The 18,920-nt window shown below is 46.3% G+C and carries 18 protein-coding genes; 12 read left to right on the forward strand and 6 right to left on the reverse strand.

The genetic code is table 11. The annotated features are described in order from the left end of the window. Positions 1–634: 634 nt before the first annotated feature. From coxB to F0261_RS11195, 4 genes are all read left to right on the forward strand, one after another. Complete coding sequence (gene coxB / locus F0261_RS11180; RefSeq protein WP_014951386.1) at positions 635–1,798, forward strand: cytochrome c oxidase subunit II; 1,164 nt, start codon at positions 635–637, stop codon at positions 1,796–1,798. Between the two features lie 9 nt (positions 1,799–1,807). Beyond that, positions 1,808–3,451 carry a cytochrome c oxidase subunit I gene (ctaD, locus tag F0261_RS11185; RefSeq protein WP_171338005.1) on the forward strand — a complete coding sequence of 548 codons (1,644 nt, stop codon included), beginning with the start codon at positions 1,808–1,810 and terminating at the stop codon, positions 3,449–3,451. A 147-nt stretch (positions 3,452–3,598) separates the two neighbouring features. Continuing rightward, the gene (locus F0261_RS11190; protein ID WP_014951384.1) at positions 3,599–4,186 is read left to right on the forward strand and encodes a cytochrome c oxidase assembly protein; all 588 of its coding nucleotides are present in this window, start codon (positions 3,599–3,601) and stop codon (positions 4,184–4,186) included. A 23-nt stretch (positions 4,187–4,209) separates the two neighbouring features. Then, complete coding sequence (locus tag F0261_RS11195) at positions 4,210–5,103, forward strand: cytochrome c oxidase subunit 3 (protein WP_014951383.1); 894 nt, start codon at positions 4,210–4,212, stop codon at positions 5,101–5,103. A 15-nt stretch (positions 5,104–5,118) separates the two neighbouring features. Here F0261_RS11195 and F0261_RS11200 read toward each other — a convergent pair whose 3' ends face one another. After that, positions 5,119–5,328 (reverse strand): DUF2909 domain-containing protein, encoded by a 210-nt coding sequence (locus F0261_RS11200; RefSeq protein WP_039221374.1) that lies wholly within the window; start codon positions 5,326–5,328, stop codon positions 5,119–5,121. 45 nt (positions 5,329–5,373) lie between these two features. Here F0261_RS11200 and F0261_RS11205 point away from each other — a divergent pair, with 45 nt between their 5' ends. Genes F0261_RS11205 through F0261_RS11230 form a run of 6 tightly spaced genes read left to right on the forward strand, consistent with a single transcriptional unit; the run spans position 5,374 to position 9,973 of the window. Continuing rightward, positions 5,374–6,078, forward strand: a complete 705-nt coding sequence (locus F0261_RS11205; protein ID WP_171338006.1) for an SURF1 family protein — start codon at positions 5,374–5,376, stop codon at positions 6,076–6,078. Next, complete coding sequence (locus F0261_RS11210) at positions 6,071–6,610, forward strand: hypothetical protein (protein ID WP_171338007.1); 540 nt, start codon at positions 6,071–6,073, stop codon at positions 6,608–6,610. Before F0261_RS11205 ends, F0261_RS11210 begins: the two co-directional genes overlap by 8 nt. A 5-nt stretch (positions 6,611–6,615) precedes the next feature. Further along, the gene (locus F0261_RS11215) at positions 6,616–7,833 is read left to right on the forward strand and encodes a heme A synthase (protein WP_171338008.1); all 1,218 of its coding nucleotides are present in this window, start codon (positions 6,616–6,618) and stop codon (positions 7,831–7,833) included. Next, entirely contained in the window at positions 7,826–8,743 is a 918-nt protein-coding gene (cyoE, locus tag F0261_RS11220) for a heme o synthase (RefSeq protein WP_014980735.1), read from the forward strand. Before F0261_RS11215 ends, cyoE begins: the two co-directional genes overlap by 8 nt. After that, positions 8,740–9,384, forward strand: a complete 645-nt coding sequence (locus tag F0261_RS11225) for an SCO family protein (protein WP_014977801.1) — start codon at positions 8,740–8,742, stop codon at positions 9,382–9,384. The genes cyoE and F0261_RS11225 overlap by 4 nt, the downstream gene beginning before the upstream one ends. A gap of 1 nt (position 9,385) precedes the next feature. After that, positions 9,386–9,973 (forward strand): GNAT family N-acetyltransferase, encoded by a 588-nt coding sequence (locus F0261_RS11230; RefSeq protein WP_171338009.1) that lies wholly within the window; start codon positions 9,386–9,388, stop codon positions 9,971–9,973. A gap of 79 nt (positions 9,974–10,052) precedes the next feature. On the opposite strand, the gene F0261_RS11235 is transcribed toward F0261_RS11230, so the two are convergent. Further along, positions 10,053–11,279 carry a polysaccharide deacetylase family protein gene (locus F0261_RS11235; RefSeq protein WP_171338010.1) on the reverse strand — a complete coding sequence of 409 codons (1,227 nt, stop codon included), beginning with the start codon at positions 11,277–11,279 and terminating at the stop codon, positions 10,053–10,055. 121 nt (positions 11,280–11,400) lie between these two features. Here F0261_RS11235 and F0261_RS11240 point away from each other — a divergent pair, with 121 nt between their 5' ends. Next, the gene (locus F0261_RS11240) at positions 11,401–12,747 is read left to right on the forward strand and encodes an MATE family efflux transporter (protein ID WP_171338011.1); all 1,347 of its coding nucleotides are present in this window, start codon (positions 11,401–11,403) and stop codon (positions 12,745–12,747) included. Between the two features lie 98 nt (positions 12,748–12,845). Here F0261_RS11240 and F0261_RS11245 read toward each other — a convergent pair whose 3' ends face one another. From F0261_RS11245 to nfuA, 4 genes are all read right to left on the reverse strand, one after another. Continuing rightward, the gene (locus F0261_RS11245) at positions 12,846–13,562 is read right to left on the reverse strand and encodes a class I SAM-dependent methyltransferase (RefSeq protein ID WP_171338012.1); all 717 of its coding nucleotides are present in this window, start codon (positions 13,560–13,562) and stop codon (positions 12,846–12,848) included. Positions 13,563–13,854: 292 nt separating this feature from the next. Beyond that, positions 13,855–14,238 (reverse strand): VOC family protein, encoded by a 384-nt coding sequence (locus F0261_RS11250; protein WP_014951372.1) that lies wholly within the window; start codon positions 14,236–14,238, stop codon positions 13,855–13,857. A 69-nt stretch (positions 14,239–14,307) separates the two neighbouring features. Then, complete coding sequence (locus F0261_RS11255) at positions 14,308–15,030, reverse strand: amino acid racemase (protein ID WP_171338013.1); 723 nt, start codon at positions 15,028–15,030, stop codon at positions 14,308–14,310. Between the two features lie 472 nt (positions 15,031–15,502). After that, positions 15,503–16,081 carry a Fe-S biogenesis protein NfuA gene (gene nfuA / locus F0261_RS11260; protein WP_039221404.1) on the reverse strand — a complete coding sequence of 193 codons (579 nt, stop codon included), beginning with the start codon at positions 16,079–16,081 and terminating at the stop codon, positions 15,503–15,505. 160 nt (positions 16,082–16,241) lie between these two features. On the opposite strand from nfuA, the gene F0261_RS11265 reads away from it, so the two are divergent. After that, positions 16,242–18,899 carry a M14 family zinc carboxypeptidase gene (locus F0261_RS11265; RefSeq protein ID WP_171338014.1) on the forward strand — a complete coding sequence of 886 codons (2,658 nt, stop codon included), beginning with the start codon at positions 16,242–16,244 and terminating at the stop codon, positions 18,897–18,899. The last annotated feature ends 21 nt before the right edge of the window (positions 18,900–18,920 follow it).

Raw genomic sequence — 18,920 nt, forward strand, 5'->3', positions numbered from 1 at the left:
TTGCGAAAGCACCTAATCAGACTCCGAATACATTAGCGCATAACCAACCCCGTTATCGACATTTATTGTTGCAATAACGAGGCGGACCATACATTTTTATGTCTTTTGTTCCTGTTTTTTTCTTCAATCTGCCAACTTAGGTTTTATCCTGCCCAGCAAACTTGTTGGTTTTCTGCGCGCTTATTTTTATCATTACTCACGTTATTCTTTCTATGAATGCTTCAAGTATTTTCCATTTTTTATTTTGAATTTTGTTTGAAATCGACATTGAGTAATCGATTACTTATTGATTTCTTAACTAGTTAGTCGAGCATTTACTTTAACCCCGTGTTCAAAATGCCTGTTTGATTCCAAGGGCATCCCACAGCAATGGCTTTCTCTTTTTGCACGTGAAATCCCCCGCGACCATTTTAGTAAATGATTAAAAATTAACCACTTCGTTAAATTTTTAATAGAAAAGACTAGACGGCACGACATTATTGCGCAATTCTTATACAGAGATTAACAAAATAATAACAATGACTCTAAATTTGTTTTACAAGTTGAGGTTATGGGTCAATCGTTCGCAAACCATTTGGTAGGGCATCGCGCAAATTAATCAGCGTCTTTGACCACGCCATTACGGAGGTGCTGAGTGAAACAACTAACGACCGTTTTCGCAAAATGGTGTTCTAGTATACCAATTTTGCTTTTTTCCCCTTTGCTTTTTGCGCAAGAAGCAAGCGAAGAAGCCTCTTCGCTTAATTTGAGACGCGGTGCTACCGACATCAGTGGGCAGGTATACGACCTCCATATGTTGATGTTCTTCATTTGTGTAGGTATCGCGGTTGTAGTTTTTGGCGTGATGTTCGCCTCAATGTATCTACATAGAAAGTCCCGTGGTGCCAAGCCAGCTAATTTTCACGAAAACGTGAAGGTCGAAATTGCTTGGACCGTTATTCCTTTCCTTATTCTTATTTTCATGGCGGTACCCGCAGCGAATACTCTAATTGCTATGGAAGACACGTCTGAGCCTGACATGACGGTGTTAGTAACAGGCTCTCAATGGAAATGGCACTACAAGTACATGGATAGCGATGTAGAGTTTTATTCTTTACTCGCCACTCAGCGCGAGCAGATAGAAAACAAATTTCAGAAAACAGATAACTACCTGCTGGAAGTCGACCGTCCCTTGGTTATTCCTACTGGGAAAAAAGTACGCTTTCTTATTACTTCTGACGACGTTATCCACTCTTGGTGGGTTCCTGACTTTGCCGTGAAAAAAGATGCCAACCCCGGCTTTATTAACGAGTCTTGGGCCAAGGTGAATGAGCCGGGTATTTATCGCGGACAGTGCGCAGAGCTTTGTGGTAAAGACCATGGCTATATGCCGGTTGTGGTAATTGCTAAAGAACCCGCCGAGTTTGAAAAGTGGATGGGCGAACAAGAAGAGATTGTTCGTAAAGCAAAAGAAGAAGAGCAGCGTCTACTTTCTATGAATATGTCTATGGATGAACTGATGAAAGAGGGCGAGCGAGTATACAACGCAACGTGCGCTGCTTGCCATATGCCAAATGGTGAAGGTTTACCTGGCGTGTTCCCGGCATTAAAAGGCAGCAAGATGGCACTAGAAGATCAGCAAGGTCACATTGACATCGTGCTGCATGGAAAGTCAGGAACAGCCATGCAAGCGTTTGGAAAAATGCTAAGTCTTAAGGAAATTGCCGCCGTAGTCACTTACGAGCGAAATGCCTGGGGCAATAAAACTGGCGATATGGTTCAAGCCAAAGATGTCAACGCAGTGGCAAACGGAAACTAGGAGCAGACAATGAGCAAAGCAACTGAAGTTATTTCGCCAGATACCTCTGCGCCTCACAGTGGTCAAGTAAATGACGGTCACCTACATGATGACCATGAACACCACGATCATATTCCTAAAGGGATAACGCGTTGGTTGTTTACCACTAACCACAAAGACATAGGCACACTTTACCTGTGGTTTGCCTTTATTATGTTTTTAGTTGGTGGTGCGATGGCCATGGTGATCCGCGCTGAACTATTCCAACCCGGTCTACAAATTGTAGAACCAAACTTCTTTAACCAAATGACTACGGTACACGGGCTTATCATGGTATTTGGTGCAGTAATGCCAGCCTTTACTGGGCTCGCAAACTGGCTTATTCCCATGATGATCGGCGCCCCTGACATGGCGTTACCGCGCATGAATAACTGGAGCTTCTGGATTTTACCAGGCGCCTTTCTCATTCTATTGAGCTCGCTCTTTATGGAAGGCGGCGGCCCTGCTTTTGGATGGACTTTCTACGCGCCCCTTTCAACGACTTACAGTGGCGATTCGACAGCGTTGTTTGTGTTCTCTGTTCACATCATGGGTATTTCATCCATTATGGGTGCGATTAACGTGATTGTGACCATCTTTAACATGCGTGCGCCAGGCATGACCTGGATGAAAATGCCGCTGTTTGTATGGACGTGGCTTATCACGGCATTCTTGCTGATTGCGGTAATGCCAGTGCTCGCCGGTGCGGTTACCATGGTGTTAACTGATAAGTTCTTTGGCACGAGCTTTTTTGATGCTGCTGGTGGCGGCGACCCGGTTATGTTCCAGCATATTTTCTGGTTCTTCGGGCACCCTGAAGTGTACATTATGATCTTGCCCGCTTTCGGCATTATCTCGCAAATTGTTCCTACCTTCTCTCGAAAGCAGCTGTTTGGATACGCATCTATGGTGTACGCCACGGCGTCGATTGCGCTGCTCTCTTTTGTTGTATGGGCTCACCATATGTTCACCACGGGCATGCCGGTGTACATGGAAATGTTTTTCATGTTTGCCACCATGCTTATCTCGGTGCCTACTGGTGTAAAAGTGTTTAACTGGGTGGCGACCATGTGGCGCGGCTCACTGAGCTTCGAAATGCCAATGATGTTCGCTATTGCCTTTATTGTGCTGTTCACCATTGGTGGGTTGTCAGGGCTAATGTTGGCGATCACGCCCGTGGACTTCCAATATCACGACACTTACTTCGTTGTAGCCCATTTCCACTATGTACTGGTAACTGGCGCGGTTTTTTCCATCATGGCTGCGGTGTATTACTGGTTGCCTAAATGGACGGGAAAAATGTATGACACAACCTTAGCTAAATGGCATTTCTGGTGCTCATTGGTATCGGTCAATGTGTTGTTCTTCCCTATGCACTTTGTGGGTTTGGCTGGTATGCCACGCCGTATTCCTGACTATGCATTGCAGTTCGCTGATTTTAATAAATGGATAAGCCTGGGTGGTTTTGCATTCGGTTTATCTCAGCTCATCTTTCTTGCCCTGCTTATCAAGGCATGCAAAAAGCAAGGTGAGCCGGTATCAGCGCAAGTTTGGGACGGCGCAGAAGGATTGGAATGGGAAATTCCATCACCCGCTCCTTATCACACGTTTGAAACGCCACCTGTCGTTAAGTAACGGTAGGTGGAGTTGTGAATAGGTCATTCCTTTGAACCGGCAAAAGCCGATGGGAATGACATTCACACATTGCAGGTGGTGAGGGAGATAAACGACTAAGCAAGCGTTTACCAACCTTCATCTATGGATTTACCCGGAGGTCACGTGATGTCACAGCAAAGCGCAAACAACAAGATGGTTATTAAACTTGTTGCTATTGTCATTGGCATGTTTGGCTTCGGCTTTGCCCTTGTTCCCTTGTACGACGTATTTTGCGACGTTACGGGAATTAACGGAAAAACCGAAGGCACGGCTGCGGTTTATCAATCGGTTGAGATTGATGAGTCGCGAGAAGTGACCGTCGAGTTTATTACTCGCACAAATACCGGTATGCCGTGGGAGTTTCGTGCTGAAACCAAGCGCGTGAAAGTGCATCCTGGCGAACTTAATACGGTGTCGTTTTATGTGAGAAACCCTGCATCAAGCAATATCGTAGCTCAGGCCATTCCCTCTGTATCCCCCGGAACGGCAGCACTGTACCTGAACAAGACTGAATGCTTCTGCTTCAATCAGCAGCCATTAGATGCGGGTAGTGAAGCCTATATGCCCATGCAGTTTTATGTAGACCCTCAGCTACCTGAAGAAATTACGTTTTTTACCTTGCAGTACACACTCTATGACGTCACAGCGCGAGCCAGTGACCTAACGACAACACCGAATCCCTTTATGGCTTCAACACCATCAAATGGCGAATAGGCCGAAGGGGTAAGGAGAAGAAAATGCAACCCGAAGTACAGAATCACGAATACCAAAAATATTATGTACCCGCACAAAGTCCATGGCCCATCGTAGGGGCCGTTGCTCTATTTCTTATCGCCGTAGGTGCGGGCAATTATGTGGTGCAAGCAACCAAAGGTGAAACAGGCTATGGCGGTCATATCCTTTTAGCGGGGATAGCAGTATTGCTCGTTATGCTTGTAGGTTGGTTTAAAAATCAAATAGACGAATCTATGGCAGGGCTTTACAGCGATCAGCTGGGGCGTTCATATCGACAAGGTATGAGCTGGTTTATCTTTTCAGAGGTGATGTTTTTCGCTGCGTTTTTCGGCGCCCTCTACTACGCGAGATTTATTTCCGTTCCGTGGCTGGGCGGCGCATCGAATAACGCTATGACCAATGAGGTCTTATGGCCAACCTTTGAGGCCATGTGGCCGCTGGTGTCAACCCCAGGCGGCACTACCACACAGGAAATGAGTGCTGCGGGTTTGCCCACAATCAATACGGTTATCTTGCTTATCTCATCTATTACACTGCACTTCGCTCATGTGGGATTAGAGCAAAACAAACGCAAACAGCTAACCCTAATGCTGGGTATCACTATCTTACTTGGATGTGGGTTCTTGTTCCTACAGGTAGAAGAGTACATACATGCGTATCGCGACTTGGGGCTTACGCTTCAGTCAGGCATTTACGGCAACACCTTCTTTATGCTCACAGGGTTTCACGGCATGCATGTGACCCTTGGCACCATCATTCTAATTGTACTGTTTTTTAGGGTCTTGAAAGGCCATTTCACGCCTGAAAACCACTTCGCGTTTCAGGCGGGGAGCTGGTACTGGCACTTTGTAGATGTAGTGTGGGTCATGCTCTACATCTTTGTTTACGTACTTTAAAAGGAATCCCCAAACTCAGTAAGGCCTTGGGTTTGGGGTAATTAAACCGGTACCAATAGCGATAAGAATAATAATAACAATGACGGCAGAAGTGAGCACGCGTCGACCAATGTACTTACTCATAGGCCCTTTTGATGTGTCGTTTTTCATCATGATTCGCATCGCCATGAACAAGTTCACAATCATGTACAGCACTAACGCAACAAGGACTATTTTTATCAACATATTCACCTCTGTTTTTATTCTAATTTTGCATGGTGCGAAATAATCATGTTTTCTCGCACTCGCCACGTTATTCCTTGGTTACTCACGGGCTTTAGTGTGGCGATTATGTGCGGTTTAGGGTACTGGCAACTTGATCGCATGGTCCAAAAGCAACAACGCTTAGCTAGCATAGCGCAAAAGCAAAGTAATGGAACCTTGAGTTTAGAAGAGGCGTTGTCTCATGATGAACCTCGGGATATTACCGTATCGTTCAGCGGCGCAATAGACGCCAACCATGTGTTGCTATTAGATAATCAGATTCACAATCAGCGGGTGGGGTTCGATGTCATCGTACCGGTAAATACCAATGTCGGGTGGCTCTTGGTTAACTTTGGCTGGGTGCCTGCGCCAGACTTAACGCGCACGCTACCGGATATAAGTTTTACAAGCCAAACGCGCGAATTAATCGGCGTGCTTAGCGTGCCGGGTAACAACCCCTTAGTGAAAGAAACCAACATGGCTTTGTCGCAAAGCCCCGCGCTGGTACAACACATAGAATTCCCTGCACTAAGCAACGCCTTAGAGCGCAAACTTTTACCCTTTATTCTTCACCTTACCACGCCTGACCCCGCGTTTATTCGTGAACATCAGGCCGTCGTAATGTCTCCTGAAAAGCACCTTGGCTATGCAGTTCAATGGTTTGGTTTAGCTATTGCCGCTGCAGCCATTGGCGGCTTTGCAATTAGTAAGAAAGGACGTAGTTATGAGTAATGCTGCTTCGAAAAAAACATTAATTATTATGGTAGCCGTGTTTGTTTTACCTGTTGTTTTGGCAAAGCTCGCACTTGATAACGATTGGTTTACTAAAGGCGCGACAAATAAAGGTCAGCTGCTCGCGCCGACCATCGACATGAGTGCGCTTTTAGAAAACGCGGAACCTAAATGGCGTTTGTTGTATGTGATGCCAAGTAAATGTGACGCAGTGTGCGAGAACGCACTTTTTAGCATTAACCAAGTGTGGCTTGCGCTAGGTAAAGAATCGGACCGTGCTCAAGCAGTGGTCGTTACTACCGCTTCAAGCGACCAAACTGCGATAGCCGCGCTAAAAGACTACCCTTTTGTCGAAACCTTACCCGTTACTACACCAACGGCGCTTGCCTCTAGCAGTGTTTACATTGTTGATACGCAAAATAACGCCATGCTCTTTTACGACATTAAAGACGATAGAAAAGACGCCGTGATGGAAAGCCGCAACATGCTGGCAGATATGAGAAAGCTCCTTAAATTATCGCGTATAGGATAACGGCCATGAAAAAATTAACCCTATTCAGTATTTTTCTGGCAGCGGTCGTTATTATTCTCGGTGCGTATACGCGTTTGACCGACGCTGGGCTAGGATGTCCCGACTGGCCTGGATGCTACGGTAACCTAACCGTGCCTTTGAGTGAGGAAAAAGTGGCACAAGCTAACGCCGCTTTTCCTGAACGTCCAGTTGAGGCATTTAAGGCGTGGAATGAAATGATTCACCGCTATTTTGCAGGAACGCTGGGGCTGTGTGTTCTGGCTATTGCCATTATTGCTATTCGGCAGCGCGACAAAGGCACGCCCGTTAAATTACCTCTGTTACTGCTTGGGCTTATTATCTTCCAGGCAGCACTTGGTATGTGGACCGTGACGCTCAATCTGCTTCCCGTCGTAGTTATGGGGCATTTGCTGGGGGGCTTCTCTGTACTCTCTTGCCTGTTTATTCTCTACCTCCGCTTGCGCAACACCGCAGGCGATGCATCGAAAATTAAACAAGCGCCCATAGCGTCAGCTATGCATGATCAGGATATTACCGACTTACCTCAAGCCAAAGTTTTTCAGCGAAACCTTAAACTTTTCGCCTTCATTGGGCTTGGCGTGCTTGTTACCCAGATTGCTCTTGGTGGATGGACTTCTGCCAATTATGCTGCGTTGGCCTGTACGGAAATGCCGGTCTGTGAAAGCGGTTGGCAGGAAAGAATTGATTTGGCAGGTGCATTCAGTGTGCCTGATGCAGACAACTATGAGTTTGGTGCTCACGATTACGGCGAACGAGTTACCATGCACATAGTGCATAGGTTCGGCGCGGTCATCACGTTTTTATACTTACTAGCACTAGGTATAAGTGTGTTGGTAAGCCGCTACACCACAAGTAAACAAAAATATGTGGGTGCGTTTATGTTGGTAGCATTGTGCACGCAAGTGGCATTAGGACTTAGTAACATTATCTTTATGCTGCCGCTGGCTGTCGCTGTAATGCATAACGCGGTCGCTGCTGTGTTACTTCTCTCCCTACTCAACCTCATTTTTACCGTATTCTTGGCACTAGAAAACGATAACGTCTTCGGTACAGAAAAACGAAATACAGGCTCATTCTCAGGTTCGAAACCACTGCAGGGTGCAGGTGCATTTAGCATCCACGAAGCGCCTTTGCACGACCCTTTAAACGCGTCAACGTCTTCTCATATTCTCCCTAAAGCTCCAGGAGGTTTCCATGGCTAAATCGGTCTCTTTACATGCGCGTACTTCACGTCAGCATAATGTAGTCACGTGGCGAGATTACTATGAAATGACGAAGCCTAATGTCGTCATGTTGTTGCTGTTAACCGCGTTAGTAGGCATGTGTTTAGCTACGCCTTCGTGGGTAAACGCAACCGTACTTATCTGTGGCTTATTGGGTATTGGTATGTTGTCTGCGTCTGCTGCCGTTATTAATCACGTTGTCGACCATAAGATAGATAGTGTGATGGCGCGTACTTTTAATCGCCCCGTCGCAAAAGGCAAGGTTAGCGTAAACAACGCGCTGTGGTTTGCAGGCGTTTTAGGTGTGGTTGGATTTGTAGTGTTAGCTCTTTTTGTGAATATGCTAACCGCGTGGTTAACCTTAGCAAGTCTAGTAGGCTACGCGTTTATCTACACGATGTATTTAAAGCGAGCGACACCGCAAAACATCGTGATTGGCGGTTTAGCAGGGGCTGCTCCACCGCTTCTAGGTTGGACCGCGGTTACAGGGGAAATACATGCCCATGCCCTGCTTTTAGTGCTGATTATCTTTACCTGGACGCCGCCGCATTTTTGGGCGCTCGCTATTCATAGAGAAAAAGATTACGCCAAAGCGAAGGTGCCCATGCTGCCGGTAACCCACGGTGTGTCATTTACGAAAACGTCAGTGTTGCTGTATACAGTATTGTTGGGGCTTGTATGTTTGCTGCCCTACCTTACAGGCATGAGCGATCTCATTTATTTGATTGGCTCAAGTGTGCTTAACATTGGGTTTTTATACTATGCCTTAAAGTTAAAATTCGATGCAGAGCCACAAACTGCAATGAAAACTTTTAGGTTTTCAATTATTCATCTCATGGTATTGTTTGTCGTATTACTCTTAGATCACTACATACCACTGAGTTTATGAATCAACGAACTACCGTCGGCCTTGTTGCATTTTTAGCGCTATGTGCAGGCATCGTAGGGGCGCTGTATATCGCGCCCCCAAATGTTGAAAGTCAGCCTGAATACTTTCAGACTTACCCAGAGCCGAGAGCATTATCACCGTTTTCACTTACATCTCATGAAGGTGAAGTGTTTGATAATTCGTCGCTTGAAGGGCAGTGGAGCTTAGTATTTGTGGGCTATACCTTCTGCCCCGATATTTGCCCAACTACCATGGCTGAATTGAACGGTATATATCCTGAACTAAAAGCATTAAATAGTGTCGAACCTATTCGAATTGTTTTTGTATCCGTTGATCCAAATCGCGATTCAATTGAAAGGCTTTCAGAGTATGTGAGCTATTTTAATGAGGAGTTCATTGCCGTAACTGGAGAGCACAAGGCGCTATTCCCGTTTGTACGTAATTTAGGAATGATGTATGCCATTGCTGAAAGTACCGATAACCCCAACTATTTAGTTGATCACAGTGCATCTGTCGTACTTGTCGACCCTGAAGCTAGGGTGATAGGAAGATTCAAACCAAAAAGAGAGCCAGGAAAGCTATCGATAAGTGATTCCCAGCAAATATTGGCTGATATGCCAATAATAATCTCGAAGCAGTAATATGGAAATCAAAATAAGGCAAGGTGTGGCATCTGATGCTGCGCAAACTACGCCGCTTATATTGAATGCGGCGCAGTCTTTGTTAACGTCTATTTTTGGACAAAATAAAAATAAAACAGCTGAGGGCTACCTGTCTCATGCATGGGAGCTCGGTGGCGGGCAATATGGCTTTAAGAATCATTGGGTGGCGTGTAGCGGCGACGAAGTACTCGGTGTTGTGACCTCTTGGCACAGCAAACTTGGTGCAACATTTGATAGGGCAACCCTTGATAGCATCACATCGTACTTTACCCTCGATGAGGCTATGACGGTGCTCATGCGCAATCAGACCGTGGCCATCAATCTTACGCCGCCTACTAATACCGAACTCATGATAGGCCATCTCTCTGTTGAAGAAAGTGCCCGTCGAACGGGCGTGGGAACGATACTGGTAGATGCTATGCGCGCGCGAGCAGAAAAACTGAACAAACGTAAAGTGGTACTAGATGTTGAAGTGTCGAACGTGCCAGCCATTCGTTTCTATCAGCGCCATAGTTTTGTGGAAGAGTCGATAAATAAAGGTTTTATTCGATTTTCTAAACCTGTATAGGTAAACGTTTCCTTATGTAAGCGCGAGCCCAATCGATATGCGCTCGCGCTCAAGCATAGATGTGCCTTATCGACATGCCCTAGTCTGGGTAATTGCCGTTCTCATCTGCCACAAAGAAGGGCGTAGAGTACCAATAATAACGCCCTGATTGCGCATTAGACGGTGCTGTACAATTCACACGTGAACGTCCTACTGGAAGCGTTTCATCAAGGGTAAACGTAAGCACATTTTCTTCTAGGCTAGTCTCTATAGGGTCGCCGCCGAAAAAACAATTTACTTGTGTAAGGCGAACATCGTCACTGTCTATCGTTAAACTAATGGGCGATGACAGGTTTCGCGCTGTCATACGAGGGTCTTTATGTGAACTTTGCGTCACTGGCATGGCAAGACTATTAAGCTTGGTCTTTAGCGTTGCCAAATTGGCGTAAGGACCGGCCGCGGGGAAGCGCGGTAGTGCCTGCATGTCGCTAGATGGGCCCACAGCCCCGGAATGCTGCCCGAATCCTATGTAACCTTCCGCTTTGAGCTTATTAGCGAGCGCCGTGTTGTATTCACCAAACGGGTACGCTAAATATTTAAGGCTAATATCCAATTTATCTTCAATCTTCTTTTCAGCACTCTCTACGTTCTGCCAAACTTTCTCCAGCCATGCGCGCTCGCCCATTGCTTGCTCACCGTTTAGCATATGAAGGTGGTCTAGCGTGTGGTTGGCAAAAACAACGCCATCGTTATGCATAGCAATAACTTGCTCCCATGTTAGCTGCTTAGGACCTACGCCAATTTCATCAGGGTTGATAAACACGGTATAGGGAAAACCTAGGTCAGCCAGTATTGGGTGAGCATTGTCTAAAATGTTTGCGTAGCCATCGTCAAACGTAATCGCAACCGCATTTCCTGGCAGTGTAGTGTTGTGTTGTATCGCAGAAACAACGTCCTGAAGCGAAACAACAGTGTGGTGTGCGTCCAAGTATTCCATGTGCGATTTAAAGGCTTCAGGCGAAATACTGGTACTGGCTGGTGTTGAAGACGACACATGGTGATAAAGCAAAATGGCGGCGTTAGGCGTGGTGCTCACACTAGAGTCGATGTTACTACCACTTTGTTCCTTTGTAGTGGAAGTCGCATCAGCAACAGGGTTTGCATCTGAGCCTGAAGCAATGCTAGGTGAGACCAACAAAACATTGAAAATTCCCGCAAGCATTGAAGATAAGATCTTCAAACGCGTACGACTCGTCATTCTATTTTGAATTACATTGTTGGTTTTCATATCATCATCCACTGAGTGCCTAATCAAATTCAATAGCATGGTAAACTCCAAATAATGCGACTTGGCCAATCTTATACATGGTCAAGCTGGTACGCATTTCACTTATGCCGCTGCATAGGTTGATAGTATATAGCGAAATTAACCCCTACTGAGATCATTTATGTCCCCTGCTCAACTAACTCAGCGCTCCTTTTTTGACGACCATTCCCGTCTGTTGGCGTTAGCGCTTCCCATGATCTTAGCGAATATTACTACGCCTCTATTAGGTTTGGTGGATACCGCGGTTTTGGGACACATGTCTTTACCAGCCATGCTTGCAGGGGCTTCGGTGGGCGCACTTATCTTAACGCAAATATACTGGGTGTGCGGGTTTCTTCGCATGTCATCAACAGGCTTGAGTGCACAAGCTAAAGGCTCACCGAACAATACATTAGAGTCAGCAAAAGTGCTGTGGCAAACGGTGGCGGTTGCTCTAGTGTTGGGGGCTGTGGTACTCGCTCTTCAATCTCCTATCTTGTCTATAGGCTTAGCTTTAACTCAGCCAAACAGTGAAGTTGCCCTGCATCTTCAAGACTACTTTTCGACGCGGGTATGGGGCGCACCAGCTGCCATGCTTAATCTGGCATTAGTTGGATGGTTAGTAGGGCAGCAAAAAACGCGCAGCGTCATGGCTATTCAAATTGTGGGAAATTTATTGAATGCGGGACTCGATGTAGTGTTTGTGTTCGGGCTTGGTTTGTCTGTAGCTGGCGTGGCGCTGGCCAGTGTTATCGCTGAGTATACCATGGCTATAATGGCGCTAGCGGTGGCGTTTAAGCGCGTCGGCGGTGTCGCGGTGAGTGCATCGTGGTTTAACCGTGCAGCTCGGAAGGTACTGATGAAACTTAATGGTGACATGCTATTGCGCAACTTAGCATTACAGGGCTGCTTAGCGTTTCTCACCATTCAAGGTGCCCGTTACGGCGAAACGTCGGCGGCCGTCAATGCCATACTCATGCAGTTCTTTGTTCTTATTGCATTGGGACTTGATGGCATAGCCTATGGTGTGGAAGCGCTGGTGGGTGAAGCCAAGGGGGCGTCTGACAGCAGCGAAGTGAAACGACGCACCTACCAAGGGTTAGTCTGGTCGAGTATTTTTGCCCTTATTTATAGCTTGATATTTTTCGCTGGCGGTGAGGCTATTATCACGCTGCTTACCGAGCATAGTGACATTGTAAAAGCTGCGCTACCTTATCTTGGTCTAATGGTATTACTTCCTCTATTAGCGCATTGGTGTTTTTTGTACGATGGCGTATTTGTTGGTCTTACCCGAGCCAGCGCAATGAGAAATACCATGATAATAAGTGCGTTAGGGGTGTATTTCCCCGTTTGGTATCTCACGCAAGATCACGGTAACGTCAGCCTTTGGTATGCTCTCCTTGCCTTTTTACTCGCTCGCGGTGTGACATTGGCCTGGAGCTTTTATCGTTTAGATAAACGCGGTGAGCTAGCGACACCGCAAAGCTAGTGTTTTATAACGCTTCGCTGACCTTACTTAGGGAAGGCGTGCTGAGCACGGTGACTCTCTCAGTTTTTCTAGGGCATCATTCAGTATTATTTTTTTTGCTACTGTGTTTTTTGCGCGGTTCTTTTTTGCACAATGATAATAGTGTGTAGTTCAGGGTGCTGATCGAATTCAACGTGACGAACAAACCCGCCTGCTTCTATCAATATTTCTATGTATCTATGTAGCCCCAGCGAGGCGTAGTAGACTTCTGGGCCCATCACTTCGTTTGTGTGTTGGCCGCTTTCATCTGTACCCCCACAGCTAAAAAGCAACACTCCGTCATCGTCTAAGTGATCCACTAGCTTCTTAAGCAAAGGCTCTTGCTGCGTTAGGGGAATATGCCAAAAGCTATCCCAAGCACTAATAAACGAATAGTGCTTGGGGATAGTGAATGTACACACGTCGGCGCAATAGAAGGTATGAGCGGGTAATTGGGACGTCGCAATGGCCAGCATATCTTTGGAAACATCAATGCCTTCGTAAGTTAGCCCTGCACTTTCGATAATCGGCACAAAACGATTGGTGCATCCGCAACCTATGTCTAGTGCGTAACCTCGTTTCTTTGGTTTGTCTTTATTGCTCGCTTCTCCCTTACCAAGCGCTTCTCCCTTATCAAGCGCTTCGCTAGGCACCGTATCAGGCTCTTGTGATGGGGTGTCCGCTAAAAATGACAATGCTTTTTGGTAGGCGGTTAACCCATTTGTCTGATTAAATTCAGGACGAGTCCAAAGGTGTGTAATGGTGTCGTAGGCCTTGCCAGTTTCTTCAGGTGTCATATTCCCTCTGTTAGCTGCGCTTTTACTGGTTCAAGGTTAATTCATCTAGCAGCAATGTATAGTGCAAAGTGCAAAGAAGAGAAAAGGCGAAACCCGTTTAGGATATTGAGCGGCCAGACAGCAACACCTATGCAGTTTTGTTTGGTTAGGGCTTATATGTAGACTTAACTAGGCATTACGGAAAACGCTATTGCTCAAAGCGCTATTATTCAAAGGGCTTTGGGCCAAATAGACAGCTAAAAGTGAATAGCCTGCAAAAAGAGCGTGATCATTTAAGCAGGCAGCACTACAGCTATTTTCTTACGATGTGCGTGGCACAGAGCTTGTTGCCCGCTGGGTCACGCAGATAAGCAAGATACAGTTGGCGTTCCCCATTGCCTCGAATACCCGGTGGGTCCTCGCATGGCACGCCCCCATTCTCGCTTCCTACTTTATGCCATTCATCAACGATGTCTGGTGTTCGAGCGGCAAGGCCGAGCGTGGTGCCATTACCGTGTGTGGCAGCCTCTCCGTTAATCGGCTTTGTTAGCGCTAAAATACCTTTAGGCGTGTAGTAAAATACCCGTCCATATTCATCAAAAACGCCTGGCTCGTATCCTAATACTCCTAAAATAGCATCGTAGAATTTCTTTGATGCTTCAAGGTCGTTCGCACCAATCATTACGTGGCTAAACATAGCTGTGTCCTCTGAAAATAGTAGGGCCAATTCCCTTTTATCAAAGTTAGGTTATATGTGTTTCGCTACTTACCCTTTGCTAACGCTTTGGGGAGCTAATGCAAAATCTACCGCAGCTGAAGCATGGATAGCGGTAGTATCGTATAACTTAACTTTGGTGTGATGTTGTTGAACTAATAAGGCAATTTCTGTGCAGCCTAAAATGATGCCTTCAGCACCCTCGGCCGCCAGTTCATTTATAATGTCAATATACGCGTTACGGGATTCAACACAAATCACGCCCTTGCATAATTGTTCATAAATAATGTTATGAACCGTGTCTCGTTGTTGGGCATTTGGAGTAACAACCTCAATGCCAAAAATCTCTTTAAGGCGGGATGTATAAAAGGTTTGTTCCATGGTGAAGCGGGTGCCCAATAGCCCAACTTTCTTAACCTTATCTTGTTGCAACACGCACCCCGTAGCGTCGGCAATGTGAATAAGTGGGATGGTGATCTTCTGCTCTATGTCAGCTGCTACTTTGTGCATGGTATTGGTACAAATTAATATGGCTTTTGCACCCGCAGTTTCTAAGTGCTTCGCCTCGCGGATCAGTATATCGGCGGTTTTATCCCATTCTCCTTTATGCTGAAGCTGCTCTATGTGGGCAAAGTCAACGCTGCTTATTATCAGCGGTGCGCTGTGAAGGCCGCCAAGTTGAGCGTTTACACCACGGTTTATGGCTTGATAGTAACTGACCGTTGATTCCCAACTCATTCCGCCAAGCAGGCCCAGCTTCTTTGTTGTATTCACCACAGCTCCCTTTTATTTTGTTCGGCACTTAGCGCAACCTCTAATCTACCTATAACCCGAGACGAGCGCTAGGCGAATATAAATAAACGGGAGACAGCTGCGTAATGTAGAGTATGGCGTATGGGTAAAACTGAGTGCAAGCGACTGGCTTACATAAAGAATAGGGCAAGAAGGTATGGCGTAGAGCAGGAAGTAATCAGAATTTAGGCGGTGGCTTTTTGTTTTTCATAAAAGAAAAGCGCTGAATAAAAATTCCCCAGTAACCCAACATGGCGATAGCGAAACCGACAAATAATATAAGAAGGCTCAGGTAATGCAGCGTGATATGAAGTTCACTTAAGGTAAACAACAGCAAGACGCCGACAACGAAAATAGATAGACCTATTTTGAATAGTTGCCAGCTTTTGTGAATGTCTTGCTTTAGCATGAGATAGTTATCGAGATATGCACTTAGGCAAGTGCAATATTACGCTTAGTAGTAAGAGTGCTCACCCGCCTGGTGCTCAGTCGCATCGCGCACGCCCTTGAGCTCGCCAGCGAATTGCTCGATCATTTGCTTCTCGATACCTTCTTTAAGCGTTACGTCTACCATTGAGCAGCCATTACAGCCGCCGCCGAACTGGAGTATGGCATAGCCGTCGTCAGTCAGTTCTGTCAATACAACATTGCCACCATGGCTCGCCAACTGAGGATTGATTTCCGATTCAATCATATAGTTGATTCGCTCAATTAATGGTGCGTCGTCAGACACTTTACGCGCTTTAGCGTTAGGTGCTTTTAGGGTTAACTGTGAGCCCATTTGATCGGTAACGTAGTCAATTTCCGCTTCCTCTAAATAAGGCGCGCTTTCTTCATCTACAACCGCATCGAAACCATTAAATGGCAAACGGGTATCCGTCTCTTCAACCGCGTCTGGTGGGCAATAGGACACGCCACACTCAGCCGACGAAGTGCCTGGATTTACGACGAACACACGAATATTCGTGCCAGACTCTTGTTTACTCAACAGTTTTACGAAGTGAGCCTGGGCTTCTTCTGATATAGTTATCATCAGCAAGTCCTACATATTTTGAAATTTGGATTATTGTATCAAATTTACCTGAGTAAAACAGTCGGGTATTAATTAAATAAATTATTCCAGTGAATCGAATTTGTTGAGAGGCGTGCACGTTGCCACTATTCTCAACCATAACAACAAGACGGGAAGCGCTATGTTCGCGAAATTGCATTACACCGCCAAAAAGAATCCATTCTCACTCGTTTCATTTTTAGCCCTTGGTACCATCGCCTTTGGGGCAACAGCCAGTCAGAAATCATTAGCACAACCCGCCTCTGCTTCAACAGTTACTATTGCACCTGATGTAGGCGGGCAGCCGGTGACAGCATACTTACCTGACACGGTATCCTACAACCCAGCTATTCCCACGCCTGAATCGATACTAGGCGCCAACATTGGCGAGTGGCATGTGCGTCACGACCAAGTCGTCAATTATATGAAGCTACTTGCCGAGAAGTCTGACCGTATCACCATTGAAGAAACCGGCCGTACTCACGAAAACCGCCCACTTCTGTTACTGACAATCACAGCGCCCTCAAATAGAAACAATATTGAGGCGATGAGGCAGCAACACATTGATGCAATGGAAAGCGGCAAGAAAGTAGGTAGCGATGCTCCCCTTATCTTTTACATGGGCTACAGTATTCACGGTAACGAGCCTTCCGGTACCAATGCTTCACTTGCGTTGGCTTATTATTTGGCCGCGGCTGAAGGTAAAGAAATTGATGCCTTGTTGAATAATAATATTGTGCTGTTTGATCCGTCTTTCAACCCCGATGGACTTTCTCGATTCGCTCAGTGGGCAAATATGCACAAGGGCAAGCAGCTGGTTGCTGACAGTCGACACCGTGAACACGATGAGGGGTGGCCGTCAGGTAGAACAAATCATTACTGGTTTGATTTAAACCGCGACTGGCTATTGCTGGCGCACCCAGAGTCGCAGGCGCGAATTAAACAGTTTCATAAATGGCGCCCACATATACTCACCGATTTTCATGAGATGGGGACAGACAGCACCTATTTTTTCCAGCCTGGTGTGCGCTCGCGTAAAAATCCACTGACGCCTGATGAGAACGTAACGCTAACTGAAGCGCTTGCCCAGTATCACGCTGCCGCGTTTGATGAGCAAGGGGAGCTCTATTTTACCCAAGAAGCGTTTGACGATTTCTACGCAGGCAAAGGCTCGACCTATCCAGATTTACACGGCAGTGTGGGTATTCTTTTTGAGCAAGCAAGCTCACGGGGCCACATTCAGGACTCTATTAATGGCAAACTGGCCTTTAAAGACACCATAGCAAATCAAATTACTACGTCTTTAAGCACTTTTAGAGGCGCATTGGCAAATAAGGCTGCTATTCTCGATTATCAATCGGGTTTTGTTAAGAGCACACAGTCACTGGCTGAAAAGGATGAGCAGGTAGGTTTTGTTGTTAGTGCATCGAATGACACAGCTCGCTTTAACGCATTTGTTGCATTGCTTGAACAGCATCATATTAATTACGAGGTGTTAACGAAAGATGTTGAGGTAAGCAAAGTTCGCTATGGTGCAGGTCGCGCGATTTATATTCCTTCAAACCAGCCTCAATACCGTTTAGTAAAGTCAATTTTCTCTACCCAAACCTCGTTTGAGAACAACACGTTTTACGATGTATCAACGTGGAATTTGGCTTTGGCTTTCAATTTGGATTACGCGCCTCTAGATAGGGGCGATGCGAGAAGCCTAAAACTTAGCGACAGCACCGCACTTGCACAACCAACACTTAACGATATCCACCCAGACGCATACGCGTATGCGTTTTCATGGCAGCAGTACTATGCGCCAGCCATGCTGCAAACGCTTTTGGAAGCTGGCGTTAAGGTGCGTAGTAGTGAAGAAGCGTTTTCCGCTATTAAATACGATGGCAACAGCATTGAGCTACAGCCTGGCAGCATAGTTGTACCAAAAGGACTGGGTCAGCCAGAAAACTTGGCGGCCATTTTGCGCGATGCGCAACAGCAACTTCAGGTGCCTGTATTTAGTTTGCGCAGTGGGTTAACACCCACAGGGCACGATTTGGGTAGCCGGAGCATGGCACCTGTTACCTTGCCAAAGGTGTTAATAGTGGGCGGCGAAGGCACCAGTGAATACGAAGCAGGTGAAATATGGCACTATTTCGACACAAAAGTGGGGCTGGCTGCCAGTATTGTTGAGCAACAACATCTGACAAGCGCGCTTAATGATCCGAGCGTTACTTATACGCACCTTCTATTCCCTAGCGGTGGATATCGCTTTACCGAAAGTGAAAGAACTCAAATTGAACAGTGGGTGAAAGCCGGTGGCGTGATCGTGGGGCAGAAATCCGCGTTGCGTTATTTCGCTCAACATAAATGGTTAGACGTAGAAATTGTTAGTCGAGAGAGTATTGATAACGCGTTCGATGAAAGCGAACTCAGCTATAAAGATGGCGCATCGTTGTACGCCAGAAAGTTGGTGGCTGGCGCTGTGTTTGAAGCCAATATCGACAATACTCATCCATTGTTCTACGGCTATGATGACGACACACTGCCCATGTTTAAAACCAATAATATGATAGTGGAAGCCAGTAGCTCACCCTTTATAACACCTGCACGCTACACTGATGAGCCTCTCATGGCTGGATTTAGTGACAAACGAATGGTTGCGCTAATGGCTGAATCAACTGCTGTGACGACTCAAAAAATGGGTCGCGGCGTTGTCATTGGCTTTACCGACAATACGCAGTTTAGAGGGTACTGGTATGGCACGAACAAGATGCTGGCTAATGCAATCTACCAATCGCACTTTATTCGCTAAATAAGTTTGAAACGCGCGGCG

It is taken from the genome of Alteromonas sp. 07-89-2, assembly GCF_013113925.1.
Lineage (GTDB): Bacteria > Pseudomonadota > Gammaproteobacteria > Enterobacterales > Alteromonadaceae > Alteromonas > Alteromonas macleodii.